We start from the raw sequence: 17367 nt of genomic DNA on the forward strand, positions 1-17367 counted from the left end.
AGGAGAGAAACCGATTCGAGAAAATTAGTGACAAACTATCCAGCCAAGATCATCATTGAGACTCCTGCGTTGCGCGGATAAGATTCTCCGTCGCAAAGCCAAGTCCCTGACTAAACATGACCAGACTTTGATAGGTGGACTCCGGAAGATTCGGAGTCCGAGCGAGAATCCATAAATACCCTCGATCTGGTGTTCCCACCACCGTATAACGGTAGTCCGGATCGACCTGCAGTATCCAATAATTTCCCTCCTCCGACGACAGAAAGAATGCCGCCAACTTTGCAGCCCATTGGTCGAACACCACATAGAGTTTTGCGTGATGTTCTTGATCGATAATTGTGGCCACGCCTTCAATGCTTTGTCTTTCACCCTCTTCCGTCACGCAGGCGTTTCGCACACCAAGATCACCAGAATCCAGTAGTCGGTATACTGCCGTCGACCGCAAGCAGTTTCGCTGTGCCCACATAGGTAGTCTCGCAACCTCATACCATTTCCCCACATAGCGAGACAGGTCCACCGAGGTCGCGGTCGGCAGCACCTTGGGTGAATCAAGTGCCGCACAGCCGGTAATCAGAAGGTACACCATCGCGATGATTACATGACTGCCACTTATATGCTGGCGTCTGTACAAGTGTATGCTCTGAGCTTTTATTTGCATGTCTATCCTTTCAAGCAATCTCCTAGCGATAAAAGAGTACAAATACTTTTTCAGTGCTTGTTGAATCAGAATACCTGAGAGAGTTATTGGTGAAGATATGGTCCTTAGATTGATGACTCGGTATCGAGCCACCCCACGGACTTGGCCCAAGTTTCGATTTCTTCCTGTCGAGCGTTGTAACTAGTTGGTGGGTGGTTTCCTTCGTTTTTAGCCGATTCCCGCATTTTCTGAATATCATCCTCTAAAGGCAGCATCCCGACTTCTTTTCGTCGCCTTTCGACATTCTCGCAATCTTCAATCGGCCACGGACTCAGTTTGTCGTTTTCGTCCCAATCAAAGATCGTCCCGTACACTTGAGGTCGTCGTTCGTTGAATCGAATTCGATCTGTCAGATAGGCTTCGGTCCACGCAGACATATCATTTTGTTTCACGGCTTGATGAATGAGTTTGAGACTGTTCCGTTGAAAAGCTGGGAGTCCGATGGCATGTTGAGCGATGAGCCATGCCGCCCTGGCTCCATCTTCTCCCACTAATGATTGGCCTGGCCAGCCGAATTCCTCAATGATGGATTGCAAGTGCTTCGCATTCTGTTCATGGACAGTTGCCATTTCTTTGGCATACCCCTGAAAGAGTTTGTCTTCTTTCAGCAACCGAACACGCATATCGTGATCCGCTCGCTGAAGATCTAACAGGGTTTGGCGAAGTTGCGGATTCATAGGTATAGGTCGCTTTCTGTATAATCACCATCTCTCCGGACAAGTCTTCACGTTGTCGGAATCGATAGCAACATGTTTCCTTGAATGGGCACGAAGCGTGTGGCCGACTGGATTAATGAAGATGCAGTCAAATCAGGCACACCATAAATTTCTACTGATACGTTATGCTCCTGAATGACCTTGCTCACAACTGCAGTGAAATCACCATCTCCTGAAACGAGAACGATGGTATCGGCGAGTTTGGCGTATTCAAGCATATCTAGGGCAATCCCCACGTCCCAGTCACCCTTGGCTGAACCATCACGACGTTGAAGATAGGGCGTAAGTTTTATGTCGAACCCTACCCTCTCTAAAATCTGTTGAAACGCTTTCTGCTTTTGATCGCCTTTATCCGTTGCATAGGCAAAGGCCTTGACGAGGCTTCTATTGGCAGTGGCTTGACTCCAAAAGGCACTGTAATCAAAGTGGCAGTGATAGTGTTGCTTAACCGTATAATAAATATTTTGCACATCAGCGAATATTGCGACCCTATCCATGCTTTTTCCTATTCCTTTTCACGATACACACATATTTTCTATTCATACTATTTATCACTTGATAAATTATACCGTTAGAGTCTTTCTCCATGATAGCTGAAAGTTTTTCAGGTTCCTCATTTCTAACGATGCAGAAAGAGACATGGCTCATTAATGGGTGAGCCAGGGAGATAAGAATGAATACTCGTATTTTTTACAGTGATGAAGAGACGATTTGAAACGCCAGGATAGGGTGAACGAGTCATCCTGAATTCTTATCACATGAGAGACGATTCATGATGACAGTCATTCTCAGATCAGAATTACTTCACGGCGACAATATTGAGAGGATCATCTTTTCTTGTCACATGAATCATGACGTCTGATTTCTTCCGTGTGAACTCCAGGTCTGCGGAAAGATTGCCTATACGAAGGTTTTGTAATTGTAAGGACGGTAAAAACTCTGGAAGATAGGGTTTCGTAAATCGAATCTCTTGTTCTGCTCCATGAAAAGAAATGCCTAAACTTGCCTGGACGAGTAAAAACACCGCTCCTGCCGCCCAAGACTGTGGAGCGCAGGCAACGGGGTACAGAATGGGGCCTTCTCCAGGTCTTCGCTCAAATCCGCAAATAAGTTCAGGCAGACGATGAAGGTCAGAGTGTACGCTCATATCAAAGAGACCTCGTAAGATCTCTTGAATGCCATCAGTGAATCCGTATCGACTCATTCCATAGGCGATCAAGGCATTATCATGTGGCCAGACAGACCCATTATGATACGCCATCGGGTTGTATCGAATTTCATCAGTTGGAATGGTTCGTATCCCCCAGCCAGAAGAAAACTCTTTCCGTAACAAACCTTTATATATGCGTTCGGCATGTTCCTGCTTCGCGATTCCCGTAAAGAGTGTATGGCCTGCGTTCGTCGATCGCACCTGACATGGCTGTTTGTTTCCATCCAGGGCGAGAATATAGGTTCCCAGTTCATCTGACCAAAACTTATGAATGAACTGAGCCTGAAGAGCGTTTGCTTGATCACGTAACTCCAGGGCTTGCTCCGTGTATCCAAGAACAGTGGCCATCTTCGATGCCGCCAGTTTGGCCGCATAGACATATCCTTGTACTTCACACAGGGCGATAGGCCCTTCGGCTAATGTGCCATCGGCATGAAACACAGAATCATAGGAATCTTTCCAGCCTTGCTGCGTTAATCCATTGGGGGTCTTCCCCAAATATTCCACAAACCCATCTTGGTCCTTATCTCCATAGTGATCAATCCAAGCCAACGCACGATTCAAGTTTGGCCATAAGGTCTTGATGAAATCTTTGTCACCCGTTCGATCGTAATAGGCACCGGCTAAAATGATAAAGAGCGGGGTCGAATCGATACTTCCATAATAATGTCCAAAAGGAATTTCTTTGAGAGCCGCCATTTCGCCTTTTCTCGTTTCATGCAAAATTTTTCCAGGCTCGGCTTCTTGTTCCGGACATATCTCTGACGCTTGCGTGGACGCTAAATTGCTTAACACGCCTCGAGCAAGATCTGGATTTATCCATAAACATTCTAGCGCTGTAATAATTCCATCACGTCCGAACACCGTGCTAAACCAGGGCACACCCGCATAGGGGTACAGACCTTCAGGCAGGTCTGTTGTCATCATACAAATGTCATGAAACGATCGGTTAAGCCAATCGTTAAATTGTTCATTCCCCGTATCAATCGTACAAAATCTTTCCTTGGCTGTTTCCAATGCACCACCAGCTTGGTCCTGTGCGGCGATAAATGCCATAGATTCAGGCACGTGATCATTTACGGCACAGGCAATCTCTATGTCGAACGTTTTTTCCTCTTTTGGTTGCAGTGCCAACTCAAAGAGAAATGATTGAGTTGTTGATTCACTTGGAACGGGGTCTGCTTTCAAATACGTAGCTCTTGAGATACCGTCCAACCCCACGTATTGCAAGACCACACTCTTGTCATTGCGTAAGGACGCCGACACATGACCCCGTTGAGAACGTTTTTCTCCACGTACCTCAAAAATATCTGAAAAATCCGCCTCAAATAGGATGGAGAAACTCACGACTAACGACTCTAAAGAATAATTGGCAAATCGTATCCTTTCAAAACACCGAGCTTGCCATAAGATTTTTGCTCGAGAAATATGAAGAGTGCCATGTGGAAGAAACGTTTGCTCATTGTCATGAAATTCGGCATTGGTCAAATCTACCGCAAGTAACGAATTGTCGAGTCTGATCGTCGAACTGAGCAGACCGGGATGCGTTTCACCTAAACTCAATTCAAATCGTGAAAGAAATCGAGTTCCCTCATGATACAACCCTCCCTCGCCAAGTCCAATATGTTGGATATCGCCGTATGGATTAAAAATTCCAAATGTTTCTCCATGCTTCAAGACTCGAGTTTGATTATCGGCTAATGCCGAAGTGGCCAAAATATAATGTTCGCTTCCAATTTGAATGACTTTGTTACCCATGAAACCTCACGTTAGGCTAGCATTTCCCATGATATCTCATCGTTCTGCATGTAGACGTCAGCTAATAAAAACGGCTTCAGAATTCTGAACGATCTTGGCTCATCTATTTTTACAATAGTAACATCTCGCATTTTTAGTCACTAGGGTTGGCTCTTTAAAGTCCAGATAAAAATCACGCAGGCTTGATGCCAGCAGAAGTGATCGCGGACAAGGTTGCTTATCTTTTAAATTATCAAGAGAGAAACTGCCCGTTATTCCTGTATTCTCATCCATACACTTTGCTCCTTTATCAGTGTTCTCATTTTTATCATTTCACAAGACATTCTATTTCGGTTGAGTAATTTTTTCATCATCCAAGAAAAAATTACATACTTATGCCGATTACTTTTTATAGGTTAGGAAATGCCGAAGAGACAGTTTCTTGCATCGGGAGACAAGGTCTCATTCCCCGAGCCGAGCAACCATTCACATGGCATTCGGACATTTTCCAGAATAGGCAAATTGACAAATGAGATCTCATAACTCTTTGTCAATGAAAGGGTCTTACCTGACTTACGAGCTCTCTATTCTATTGATATTCTTAAACATGTTTGAGAAGTATTTCAGCACGCATGCTCGAAAACCTTGGCACTCCCTTCCAGCATCATTTTGAACGACGCATACCACTTCTAAATGTTCTCTACATGTTGAACGACTTCAGGACTTCAGGAATTCAGGAAAAATTCGTAACAACATTTGTTCTTCTAATTCTACAGCCACCTTCAACATGAATTTGTAAATTTTACGCATCTACCTACACTTTCGTTTATATCTGTGAGTGAATTTTTAATAGAAAAATTTTGGAACTATTTGATTCTATTCGTGTCTTCATCACCGACATCCATATTTCTGATTTGGCATGTCGGTTGCTTAATAAAAGGAAAATATTAATTAATCGAGACTATTTAAAAATTCATTCAACAACCAGGAGATCAATTATGAGGATTGCCCAAGTTGCCCCACTCGCTGAAAGTGTTCCACCGAAACTGTACGGAGGGACCGAACGGATTGTGTCATATATTACTGAAGAATTAGTTCGGGTGGGACATGAAGTGACGCTCTTCGCCAGTGGAGACTCCACCACAGCGGGCCAGTTACGCCCAATGGGTTCATGTGCGCTTCGTCAGGGGGCTAATGTGGGCAACCCGCATGCTCCGATGACCTTATTACTAGAGGAAGCATTTCAGGCAGCTGATGATTTTGATCTCATTCATTCTCATTTAGATTTCCTGGCGTTTCCTTTCGCCCGACGTTGTGAGACTCCAATGCTGACCACCTTACATGGCCGTTTAGATCTACCCGAGTTAGTTCCCGTCTTTCGCGAATATCCTGAAATGCCGTTAATTTCGATTTCGCATGCTCAACGACAACCACTGCCCTGGGCGAATTGGGCATCAACGGTCTATCACGGATTGCCGAAGGACCTCTACACCTATCATCCAACATCTGGGGACTATCTCGCCTTTGTCGGAAGACTGACTCCCGAGAAACGGCCAGATCAAGCGATCGAAGCAGCAAAACGCGCAGGCATGCCTTTGCGAATTGCCGCCAAAGTCGACCCAGTAGATCAGGCCTATTTCGACGAAGTCATTCGACCGCTTTTAGACCATCCCTTGATTGAATACATTGGAGAAATTAACGACGCTGAAAAAGATGAGTTTATGGGGAATGCGTATGCACTTCTTGCTCCATTCGATTGGCCAGAGCCATTTGGACTGGTATTCATTGAGGCACTCGCGTGTGGCACACCAGTGTTGGCTTATCGTCGGGGTTCTCTTCCCGAACTCATCGATCAGGGCATTACCGGTACGGTTTGTGACACATTTGAGGATCTCGTGAATGCGATCGAACAGGTTCCAAGTCTTGATCGTCGGCTGTGCCGTCAAGTCTTTGAAGAACGATTCACGGTAGAACGGATGGTCCAAGATTATCTTCGCGTCTATCACGAATTGACGGGTCAAGAGGAAACCTCCGACTTACATTCGACAATGTACTCGTCGGAAACGGCTCAGTTGTGAACGTGACCCTAAACATTTCCAAGATAGACCAATGAGATGGAAAGAGATTCACAATCTACGAGGATGATATGAGAAACTGGTTCCCGTCTTTACTCAAGCAAGGTGGTTGTCGCCTCCTAGCAACACGAGATTTTGGTTTCCTCTGGTGGGCGCAGGTCATTTCACAGATCGGCGATGGCATCACAAAAGTCGCACTGTTGTGGTTCGTCTATCAGCTGACCGGATCGGCGCTCAAAATGACCATTATCGGTGTGCTGCAAACGATTCCGCCTCTGTTATTGAGTCCGCTCATTGGAGTCTATCTCGATCGTTTACCCAAAAAGTTTATCATGATCTTTTTAGATGTCTCCAGGGGTATATTGATCGCGTTGATACCCCTCCTCCATGCATTCGACTTGCTCACATTAGAGATCCTGTATGGTCTGGTGCTCTTTAATGCTGTATTTTCGGCAGGTTTTGGTCCTGCCCTCGCCTCGGTCGTTCCTCGCATCGTCCCAAAAGTAGACTTAATGCCAGCGAATGCCATGATTCAATGCACCACGAATGTCGGTGTACTCGTAGGCCCGGCCATGAGTGGACTTCTGATCGCCTTTATCGGCGTTCAGAATGTCCTGTATCTTGATGCTGCCACATTCCTGTGCTCTGCTCTCTGTTTATTACCGCTTCGAGTGCCACACTCTCAACAGAGTGTGGAAAAGGGCGAATCTCAAACTACCGTTAAGCAGGACTTACAAGAAGGGTTTCGATTTGTCCTCGGTCGGCAACGAATCATTCTTGGGGTCATATCTATGACCATGCTCTTTACATTAGGCGCCAGTGCTTTCGTCTATGTGCTTCCCGTGTTTGTCGAGAACATGACGGACATTGGGCCAACGTGGCTTGGATGGCTATGGTCGGCAATGGGAGCCGGCATGCTGCTCACGTCGATTGTTCTCACATGGGTGAAACAAATGGATGTTCATGCACGACTGCGGTTTATCGCTGGATCGATGGGGATTGGTGGAATGGCGGTGTATGGACTGACGTTCGTGCCTTCTCCCGTCACTGCTGTGTTCTTAGTGGGGTTAGTTGGAGGAAGCACGGCCATGTTTACTCCGTTGATGTGGTCGCTTGTACAAGAAATCACCCCAGAAGTTCTTATGGGTCGGGTATTTTCTTTCGTCAATACATCAGCGATGGCCTCTGCGAGTGCCGGAATGATTGCCTTTGGCTGGATGACCGATGCCATCGGAGCAGCCGTCAGCATTGGATTTGTTGGATTGACCTTTTTGATCACAGCAGCGGTCACCATGCTCGTCAGTCGACGAACGACAAGTCAGACGGTTGCCTTATCGTCAGTGCACCATACAGCCTAACCTGAACATGCCGGTGATCCATTTATGCTCCTGGATTCTTGGTCATTGAGAATTCTTTTCTTGCTCACTTTCATATGAATTGTCCCAATACCAAGCGCGGCGATTCTTGTTGAGAAGTCGAATGTCAAAGGCGTGTCATTCTCTACGAGAAGAAAGGACTGTTCCCTTCGATGGTCAAACTGCTACTCATTGTCATGATCGGATTTATGTGCACGCTGGTCCAGGCTGAAACACGCCAATCCTCTTCCCGAGACGTCCCCAAAAATGAATCGACCGTTCAAGATGAAAATCGTAAAAAACCGAAGATTTTCAACACTACGGAGGACGAGTCCAAGCAAAACATTGTGACTTCTCCGACCCTCACGCTCAAGCTCGCTTTTAAAGCAGATCCACGTCTCTTTCCCTATGATATCGATGTCGAGGTTGACGAGAATGCTGTGCAGATAGACGGGACCGTGACGTCTCAAGATGAAAAAGTCGCGGCGAGTGAGATTGCGTTGCGTATGGCAGACGATAAAACCATCACCAACAACATCATCGTCGATCAAGAAATGACTAATGTGTTGGCGCAGAATCGAGATCAAGCAATCACCATATTTGTCCAAGAACAATTTGACAAAAGCCAAACGCTTCAGGAGTCTCAATTCCAGATCAGCACGAACGACGGAGTTGTCTCTCTGCACGGAACAACCCGGTTTCAGGTCATTCTCTTGGAAGCCGCGCAAGCGGCTCAACATGTTCCCGGAGTGAAAGCCGTGAAGACCGATACGGTCACCTTAGAGGCTGGGCAATGACGCCTCGTACAATGAGATTTTTTCAATTATGTCTAAGATTTCTTCCCATCCTCTTGCGATTCACTCCAGGCCGCCCCTGACTGGCCTTCCAACACATTCACACGCTTCAACCAAGACCCGATCATTATTGTTCCAGCGAGATTTCTCGTTAATCTGGTGGAGCCAATGTATTGCACAAGTTGGAGACGGTGTCACGAAACTCGCATTATTGTGGTTTGTCTATGCGATGACAGGTTCTCCTATCAAAACAACTGTCATCGGTATTCTTCAAACACTGCCTCCGATTCTTTTTGGACCGTTGATCGGGGTGCTGGTTGATCGACTACCCAAAAAACCCATTTTGGTCGGCATGGATTTATTTCGCGCTGTCACTATTGGTCTCATCCCGTGTCTGGTGACGACCGAAGCCTTCACGGTCGAATCTCTCTATATTCTTGTCTTCTGTAATGCTATGGCCACCTCCATTTTTGGTCCGGCCCTCTATGCCTCAATCCCCTTGGTGGTGCCGCGCTCCGAATTAACTGCGGCAAACTCACTCCTTCAAAGTACGATGAGTTTGGGCATCATCTTTGGACCACTCCTGAGCGGTCTAGGGATCGCCGCCTCCAGTTCGCAAGATGTCTTATGCATTAATGCCATCACCTACGTCGCCTCAGCCGTGTGTCTCATGTTCGTTCGCTTACCGAAAAAGTCCGCTCTCTCGCAAGAGACTGAGAATTCACCAGTCTCAACGATCCAAGATTTGATGGAAGGCATTCGCTTTACCTTCTTCACTCAACCGATGATTCTTCTGCTCATTATCACGGCGGGCCTGTATAGCTTTGGCATTAGCGCCTTCAATACTCTGCTGCCCGTTTTCGGAAGAGAAATGTTAGGGTTGGGACCGGTTGAAGTCGGATACTTGACGTCTGCCTTGGGCGTGGGACTCCTCATCAGCTCAATCAGTTTGGTCTGGATCACAACATGGCGATTGTGGCGTCGCATCAACATTTTGGTTCTCACAAGTATCATGACGGCTCTAGCGATATGGGGATTGCTGTGGGCTGATAATTTCTTGTTCGCACTCGTCCTCCTTTGCCTTATTGGCGCAGGATCAGGAGCCTTAACACCTATCGAATGGGGCATTGTTCAGGAGGTCTCACCACCACACCTGCTTGGTCGTGTCCTGGCGCTCTATGGGACAGGCGCGATGCTGGCAGCCATTGCAGGCATGACGACCTTGGGATGGATTAGTGAACAATTTGGCGAAGAATACAGCTTGGCAGGAACGGGGTTCACGTTGTTGATGACGGCATTCGTAGCCAAATTGTTTAGTCGGTGGGCACAGAGGCAAACAACGAATTATAGCGAAACCAATTAACTTCCAGCCGATCCAAATAAGCCAAGTCCGCGCGAAACACCGCATCATACGTACGGAAACTAATTGGAACGGCTATAAGTCTTGCACTCTGTCTTTCACGATTCATTGTCCCAGGAATTAGAGGCCACGCAACACGTGTTTCTCCCCGGCTAACATCCGCGCCTCCCACTCTTCCCTATTGGAGACTGTTGGCTCATCTAAGCAAATATTTTTCACGATCGATATCTCGCCCTTCCGTTGGTAATTGTCCGTCGACCGTCAGCAGGATTAACACAAACACAGCATCGAATCGTTCTGTACTCGCTATGGCCTACCTTCTCCATAAAGCGAGTTTATGGTTGGACATCCTTTGGAGAGGAGCAGGATAGATAGACGGTCCTTTCGTATTGATGCTGGTCTCTTCGGCGAGGTGACCGTCAAAGCATTAAGCGAGATGATCGAATATCCGCGGATAAAGAACGTTATATCTGATGACTTGTGAGTAGGTGAGGCATCTTTTCCATTCTTTTGAAGGCAGAAAAGCGGTGGGGTCCAGCTATTCTGTTGCCCTTGTACCGAAAGACAAAATGGTGACGTGAAAAGACACACGGTATTTGGCTTTCCATCATCTTCTTGATGCTTTCCAGTACAGACGAATGAGAATTTAGGCTACATAAACCATCCGAAAAGGTAAAAGATTCAACTCCGTGGAGAGTCGGCTTGAATCAAGATTGAGGAGAATGAAGATACTCAAATTTTCCTCTTTCATCCCCCTCATCATGTGAAACACTTTTAATCTAGCTATTCCCCGTTGCTTGCTACGGGGTACCAAACAAAGGGAAGAGCTTGAGAAACCGTGGTGTCTCAAAGAGAATAGCTCTTCCTCTGAATACCCCGTTGCTTGCGGCGGGGATCTTTTATTATACTGTTAAGGCTTCTTCGACTTTTTGCGACAACTTAGCGAGCGAGCAGGGTTTTTCAAAAATATAATACACTCGCGCCTGTTCAATTTGCTCAATGATGCCCGCGCTTAAGTCTCCCGACACAAAGATGATGGGGATATATTTTTGATGCTCCTGGAGCCAATTGATTAATGTTAATCCATCCATTTTTGGCATATGATTGTCAGTCACCACCAAATCGACATGATGTGTACTCAACTGCCACTTCGCCACTTCGCCATTTTCAGCTTCAAAACAATCCATACCTTTACGTTCCAACCTTGCACATAACAGCATGCGAAAATCCTCATCATCATCGACGACCATGACTTTTTTTCCCGGGCCAAGAGTCTGAGGGATATCTTCTCTGGTCATAACGTCACAAGAAAGTGTAGGAAGGTTTACTGAGAAATCTAATGTCATCATCAACCTCCTTTTTACTGACTTTTCTAATAGCTTTTTGAGAATCAATAAGTTAAGGAAGATCACTCTATATGAATGATCCTGTCTCACAAGTAGCTCACACTTCTTTTGAAATTTTCTAAACTACGAAGATGACTCGAACGTTTCATCATGATATTTCATAAATATATGGTTTTGTTCACTGGCTGGACTCTTAGAAAATAATTTTAAATAAAGAGACACGAGTAAAGCATTCTGTAACGTCTGGTCCTCTGTATTATCGGGATTCTTGAATGTTAATAACATATCCAGCCTCTCCTAATTGAGCCACAACACGACTGCCTTTTCGAATATTTCCTTTCGACGTTGTGTTGTGGTCAAGATGTAAAATGAGGGTATTCTCTCCATCTTCTACAAAAAGAAAATTTCCGTCTCTTTTTTGAACTTTTCCCTGAACTCGACGTACAACAGCATGCGAAGAATCGGTTTTTTTGACACTGACCTTCTGAAGAACCTGGACGGTTCCCTCATTGTTTACTTTGGCTTTTACATGGTCACCTAAATCGATCTCTTCAATGTTGGGACTCTTTTTTTCAAGATAGACATCCCAGGTTCTTCCAAATGCCGACTCCACCGTGTAAGACTGATCTCTCATTTGAGAGAAATCTTTTCCAACAAATTCACCCTGCACCCGAGTGGTTTTTCCCTCTATGATGATTGGTCCATGTTCAACTTTCTCTGAAATGAATTTAGTATGTGAATGGCCCTTGGGAAAAATCGTCATTCCTTTTGGGGGAGCTAAGGCCAGCACTCCAAACATGACAATCACGGATAGACCAATTTTTGTAGAATTATGATGTCGGATTTGTCTAAGCATGATATGATCCTTTTCCTGCATCAAGCAGGACAATAGGTTAGCGCAGAGAGGGAAGCCCAGGTTCAACTTCCCCCTCCTGAACGCTTCACACTACGAACGGGGCAACACTTTCAAGAGTTTTGCATGACCATTACTTTCCACCATCGCCGTAATCATGGCGCCTTCCTGAACTTTCCCAATAGTATCTGTGTACCGATCGACCTGAATTTTCCAATGAATTCCCTGTGAATCTTGAACCGTAAATAATTCTCCTTCGACATCTTTGATGATCCCACTCACCATTTCTAATGAGTGGCCATCCATGCTTGCGTCCCTGGTGGCATTGTTGAATTCTCCAGCTTGGGCTACTGGGACCAGCCAAAGAGATAGGGCAAACAGCATAATAAGATAAGTATGAGGTTTCATGGACGCCTCCTTTGTTTATGTAGTAATCGAACATCCCTTCTCATATTGAAGAGATTCCCTAGCTTTCATCCTACTTACCGCAAACATCAGACCAAATTGGATTCCAATAGAGATATTTGAGTGAAAGTCATTGATAAACAATTAATTTTCCTAATCTCGCAAAGATAACGTCACGCACGAACACACATGGGAAATTCTTTTAGTGCGTAAATTTTACGCAAGTACTATGAAATTTTTACAGGTAGAGAGGATGTCAACGTGTGTCGAGAGAAGGAGATGTCTAGCAAGAATATTCTGAAAATGAGTGAAAGGAGGCAAAACAAGACAGAAGAAGATTTGAAGAATTGAAACTATTTGTGATGACGAGTCTTAGATCGATTCATCGAGGTTTTCCAGCAATGATTTAAGATGTGCGGGGCGGATAGGCTTTTCTAAGCATCCAGCCAAATTAAAGGGTTGGGAGCGGACCTGAATACCCTTTTCTCCACTCACCACGATAATCTGGATGGCGGGATCAAACGATCGAAAAATTCGAATAAGATCCCATCCAGTAATTTCCACATTCAAGACAGGGGGAAGATTGATATCGATGAGAGCGACTTCGAATCTGTTCTCTTTGATTTTCTTAATGGCTTGCAGCCCGTCTTCGGAGACATCGGCATGATAGCCATACATCCGTAGGATCGCCTTCATGCCTTCACGGCTATTCAAATCATCTTCGACAATTAACACACTTTTTTTTGTCATGAGCGATGGCCAGAGATTTTTTTCCTACAGATAAAACGATGACGACTTTTTCCAACTACTCACATGGCACCTGTTTCTCATAGACAGATCACATCCGAATAGTACGTTAGCTATGGCGTCGTAGAATTATTGAAAATTTCTTGAGCCAAGGTATGAGCTTTCTCAGCTAAATTCACAGCCATCGACATATCATTTTGAGAAAACGCTTCTTGAGATTTTTCCAGAAAACTATGAATAGAATTATAGGTGTCGTGCTGTTCCTTCGATAATTGATGTTCGTCAATATGGCGCATCAAACTTTTTGTTTCCTCTATTTTTGATTTATATGTCACTACCATCTCACCATTCGCATTATCGGGAATCTTTGGAACTAAAAGTGAAGGTTTTTGTTCTTCAGCTGAAGTGAACCGCAGAAGGTGGGAATAGCTTGAGTGAGTTGCGTGTCTATCGCCTTCTCCTAAAATTCTAGAATTAGCGAGTCCAGCGATGTTCGTGTGTGGTGAAAGAGTTCTGTCGTCAATCCTATGACTACCTGCGGGATATAGAGATCTGACCACGGACATCACCTGAAAGTCCCGTACGCCCAATTGCAGTGAAGTGGATTCTAGAGAACACCCCGTCAGTACACAGATCATTCCATAAGCAAGTACTCGACGATCAGCCGCAGATTTCCCCGCATTAATGGATAATAAGCGACACGACATGTCAATTATTTTTCGGTAATCGTATGCTAAACGTCGTACCTTTTCCCACTTCTGATTGAACATCAATCACTCCTTCATGCAATTGAATAAAACGATACGCTAATGGAAGCCCTAATCCGCTTCCTCGAGACTTCGTAGTGTAATATAAATGAAAAATTTTATCTTGGTCTTCTACGGGAATCCCTGGTCCTTGATCGGTGATAGAAATTTGCACTTCATCGATTTGGTGTGTTGATGTCTTAATACGAATCGCTCCACCTTCTTCCATGGCTTGACACGCATTTAAGAGAATGTTGAGAAATACTTGCCTCAATAAATCGGCGTCGGCAGAAACCACAGGAAGGTTGGGCTCACAATCTAAATGAAATGTCATGCGCTTGCTTCCCCATTCTGTTTCCAGCAACCTCACCTCCTTTTCCAGTAATTCATTGATATTGATTGAAGAGATTTCCAACTCCTGTGGTCGCATAAACTTCAAAAATCCGACGACCACTCGATCGAGCCGATGCACTTCACCCTCCAACACCTGCAAACTATGCTGAACCCCGCCGTTCACATCTTTGATTTCTTCCTTTAAGAGTTCAAGATGAATCACCATCGAATTCAAGGGGTTTTTAATCTCATGAGCGAGGCCAGAAGTTAACTGTCCTAACGTCGTCAATTGAGCCGCATAGCGAACCAGTGATTGCAACGCTTTCATCGCTTCCACATCCCGACATAATATCATAGCCCCATGAAACTGCGATGCCGACTTCAAACATACGACGGAGATATAAAATGATTTATCCTCCGCTTTTCTGGGTAAAGAACAAGGCATCGCTTTAAAATCCTTTTTCTCTGTTAGAGCTTGTTCCGCCAATCGAATGAGTGGTGTAAACGCTTCTCCTAATACCTCCAGCCGATGACCTGGCAGATAGGCAATTGGAATATCGACCATCACTTCCATCGCTTGATTGAGAAAGAGAACGGTACCTTGCCCGTCCACGACAATGACTCCATCCTCTAAATGTTCAACCACGCCATGGAGATGTGGTTCATCGCTTAGTGTTTTGAGGCGATCAGATTTTAATTGTTGCCCCAACAATTGGAGTTGAGCCGCCAATTCACGAAACTCGTCTGTCCGACTCAAATCCGTTAACACATCAAAGTGTCCTTGTCGAAGCTGTTCCATCTGAAAGGCCATCGCATGGATAGGCCGTAGCGTAAGAGCGGCTAATCCCATGGTTAATAACCACGCGATGGGCAATGCGATCAAACCAAATAAGACACTGGTTTTAATCGAAGCGTTCATTCTTTCACGAAGTAAGCTCGTATGTATCCCCACAATGACTTCCCCGATCAGCACATCCTCCCATGTCATAGGAAGCGTGCTATCAAATGTGGTGCCTTCCTGATACAGAACTTTGAAGCGATCAAACGGGCCAAGGGAAAGAAGATCCTCCAGTTTGGGCCTATCCGGGTGTTGTCGTTCGATTTTCTCTCCTTCGGGGTGAAGGACGATTGTTCCTTGCGTATCAACAAGCAACGCATAGAGAAGATGAGGCGAATATCCCACGCTCGCTTCGAGAAAATGTTTTAACTCTTGGTTGGCGGCTAATAAGGCAATGGGAGGGGTATTAGACGGTTGAGCTTTAAGAACAACACGCTTACTCTGCTCAAAGATTTGCCGTTTGACGAGTGAAACTTGCTCGAGGGTTTCTTGAATAATGACACTACTTAATTGAGAGAGATTCAGGAATGTACTTCCAATGACGACAACCAGCGTAATAATTGAAACACCTAATGCCTCCTTTCCCTTAACGTTCAAATGCATCATGTAATCCGTATCGATGAAGCTTATTATGAAGCGTTTTCAGACTGACGCCCAGAATTTCCGCAGTCCGTGTCTTATTATTTTGATTAAACTTCAACGTCTGAAGGATAAGTTCGCGTTCAGCACCTTCAATCGTCGACCCTATAGGTAATTGAACAGTCCCTTCCTGCTCGTCGGTATGTGCCCGATGTTTTCCGCTAGGAAATTCTGGGAGATGTTCTTTAGTAATGACCGTCGACGTACAGGTCATCACAGCCCGTTCAATGGCATTGCGCAATTCTCTAACATTGCCTGGCCACGAATGCTTGATTAAACAGTCTAACGCTTCATCGTCTATAGACTGTATCGTTCTCATATAATTGGAATTAAATTCTTCAATTAACGCCTTCACCAAAAGCGGAATATCATCAATTCTCTCTCGTAATGGAGGAAGATGAATCGTACAAACATTTAATCGATAATACAGATCTTCACGCAAGGATCCATCTTGAATCGCTTTCAGTGGATCCTTATTCGTCGCCGCGACGATCCGAACGTCCACTTGCATGGGAATGGTTCCCCCGATTCGTTTGACAGAAGAATCTTGGAGAATTCTTAGAAATTTACTTTGAATAGAGGCGCTCATTTCAGCCACTTCATCCAAAAAAAGGGTTCCCCCATGTGCCAGCTCAAAGCACCCGGGCTTTCGGTCCAACGCTCCGGTAAATGCACCTTTTTCGTGACCGAAAATCTCACTCTCGAGTAAGGATTCAGGGATCGCGGAACAATTCACGGGAATGAATGGTCCCTTATTTCGTTCTGAAAGTTCGTGAAGACTTTGTGCGACCAATTCTTTTCCTGTACCACTTTCCCCGAGAATGAGTACCCTCCCTGGCGTCGGTGCGGCCAACTCAATGAGACTATAGATTTCTTGCATCGGTTTGCTTTTCCCAACCAATTTTCCGAGTCCCCATAGACCTTTTAGCCGTTTCCGCAAGAGGACCATTTCACGTTGCGTCGCTCCCATCTCTAACGCTTTCTCGATCATAATTCGAAGTCGTGGCACATCCAGAGGCTTCGTCAAATAATCATAGGCACCGTGTTTTATGGCCGAAACAGCCGTCTCAATGGTCCCATGTCCTGTTAACACAATGACTGGACTATAGATTAATTCTTTTTGAAGGGACTGAATAAGCTCGAGTCCATTAAATCCCGGCATTACCAAATCTGTGATTACAACATCAGGATGAAATTGGGAAATCTTGTTCAGCGCTTCTTCCCCATCTCCAGCTTCCTGCACTTCATAGCCCCATTTTGTCAGAAGCGTTGATAACCCCTGCCGAGAAGTTTCTTCGTCATCAACGACAAAAATTTTCTGCCCCATATTTAGTCTCACATTAAGAATGTGTGCGCCAGAACGGCTTGAATTTACCGCCTTAGTCCTTGGCTTTTCCAACTAATCCATTTTTTTAGTATTGTGGTTTTAGCCAACGGTCGAATATGGTTTACCAACAAGTACAGGAGCTTACGGCAATCTTTCTCTCGAAGTGAAACTAATGAGTTTCAGCTCTTT

16 protein-coding genes are annotated in these 17367 nt (G+C 45.2%); 4 read left to right on the plus strand and 12 right to left on the minus strand.

Translation table 11 applies throughout. The features are described from left to right. Positions 1–52: 52 nt before the first annotated feature. From ACWQXP_RS05800 to ACWQXP_RS05820, 5 genes are all read right to left on the minus strand, one after another. Entirely contained in the window at positions 53–658 is a 606-nt protein-coding gene (locus tag ACWQXP_RS05800) for a lipocalin family protein (protein ID WP_454061892.1), read from the minus strand. Positions 659–762: 104 nt separating this feature from the next. Continuing rightward, complete coding sequence (locus ACWQXP_RS05805) at positions 763–1374, minus strand: DUF6624 domain-containing protein (RefSeq protein ID WP_454061893.1); 612 nt, start codon at positions 1372–1374, stop codon at positions 763–765. 47 nt (positions 1375–1421) lie between these two features. Further along, positions 1422–1910, minus strand: coding sequence for a LabA-like NYN domain-containing protein (locus ACWQXP_RS05810; RefSeq protein WP_454061894.1), 489 nt, complete (start codon positions 1908–1910; stop codon positions 1422–1424). 302 nt (positions 1911–2212) lie between these two features. Next, entirely contained in the window at positions 2213–4381 is a 2169-nt protein-coding gene (locus ACWQXP_RS05815; protein WP_454061895.1) for an amylo-alpha-1,6-glucosidase, read from the minus strand. Between the two features lie 99 nt (positions 4382–4480). Beyond that, positions 4481–4654, minus strand: coding sequence for a hypothetical protein (locus tag ACWQXP_RS05820; protein WP_454061896.1), 174 nt, complete (start codon positions 4652–4654; stop codon positions 4481–4483). Between the two features lie 704 nt (positions 4655–5358). Here ACWQXP_RS05820 and ACWQXP_RS05825 point away from each other — a divergent pair. The 4 genes from ACWQXP_RS05825 (at position 5359) to ACWQXP_RS05840 (ending at position 9947) form a co-directional block, all read left to right on the plus strand. Continuing rightward, positions 5359–6438, plus strand: a complete 1080-nt coding sequence (locus ACWQXP_RS05825; protein WP_454061897.1) for a glycosyltransferase family 4 protein — start codon at positions 5359–5361, stop codon at positions 6436–6438. 68 nt (positions 6439–6506) lie between these two features. Continuing rightward, positions 6507–7793, plus strand: a complete 1287-nt coding sequence (locus ACWQXP_RS05830; RefSeq protein WP_454061898.1) for an MFS transporter — start codon at positions 6507–6509, stop codon at positions 7791–7793. A 170-nt stretch (positions 7794–7963) separates the two neighbouring features. After that, positions 7964–8587, plus strand: coding sequence for a BON domain-containing protein (locus tag ACWQXP_RS05835; RefSeq protein WP_454061899.1), 624 nt, complete (start codon positions 7964–7966; stop codon positions 8585–8587). A gap of 28 nt (positions 8588–8615) precedes the next feature. Continuing rightward, positions 8616–9947: an MFS transporter gene (locus ACWQXP_RS05840; RefSeq protein ID WP_454061900.1), complete on the plus strand. Its 1332-nt coding sequence runs from the start codon at positions 8616–8618 to the stop codon at positions 9945–9947. 899 nt (positions 9948–10846) lie between these two features. Here ACWQXP_RS05840 and ACWQXP_RS05845 read toward each other — a convergent pair. The 7 genes from ACWQXP_RS05845 to ACWQXP_RS05875 all read right to left on the minus strand — a co-directional run bounded on the left by ACWQXP_RS05845 (position 10847) and on the right by ACWQXP_RS05875 (position 17178). Next, positions 10847–11293, minus strand: coding sequence for a response regulator (locus ACWQXP_RS05845; protein WP_454061901.1), 447 nt, complete (start codon positions 11291–11293; stop codon positions 10847–10849). A gap of 253 nt (positions 11294–11546) precedes the next feature. Continuing rightward, positions 11547–12146 (minus strand): hypothetical protein, encoded by a 600-nt coding sequence (locus ACWQXP_RS05850; protein WP_454061902.1) that lies wholly within the window; start codon positions 12144–12146, stop codon positions 11547–11549. 90 nt (positions 12147–12236) lie between these two features. Continuing rightward, positions 12237–12551 (minus strand): hypothetical protein, encoded by a 315-nt coding sequence (locus ACWQXP_RS05855; RefSeq protein ID WP_454061903.1) that lies wholly within the window; start codon positions 12549–12551, stop codon positions 12237–12239. A 369-nt stretch (positions 12552–12920) separates the two neighbouring features. After that, a complete protein-coding gene (locus tag ACWQXP_RS05860) occupies positions 12921–13298 on the minus strand; it encodes a response regulator (RefSeq protein ID WP_454061904.1) in 378 nt (125 codons plus the stop codon). Positions 13299–13408: 110 nt separating this feature from the next. After that, the gene (locus ACWQXP_RS05865) at positions 13409–14065 is read right to left on the minus strand and encodes a hypothetical protein (RefSeq protein ID WP_454061905.1); all 657 of its coding nucleotides are present in this window, start codon (positions 14063–14065) and stop codon (positions 13409–13411) included. Beyond that, positions 14004–15818 carry an ATP-binding protein gene (locus ACWQXP_RS05870; RefSeq protein WP_454061906.1) on the minus strand — a complete coding sequence of 605 codons (1815 nt, stop codon included), beginning with the start codon at positions 15816–15818 and terminating at the stop codon, positions 14004–14006. The genes ACWQXP_RS05865 and ACWQXP_RS05870 overlap by 62 nt, the downstream gene beginning before the upstream one ends. Beyond that, entirely contained in the window at positions 15799–17178 is a 1380-nt protein-coding gene (locus ACWQXP_RS05875) for a sigma-54-dependent transcriptional regulator (RefSeq protein ID WP_454061907.1), read from the minus strand. The genes ACWQXP_RS05870 and ACWQXP_RS05875 overlap by 20 nt, the downstream gene beginning before the upstream one ends. Positions 17179–17367 lie beyond the last annotated feature (189 nt).

The organism is Candidatus Nitrospira salsa, from assembly GCF_965152625.1.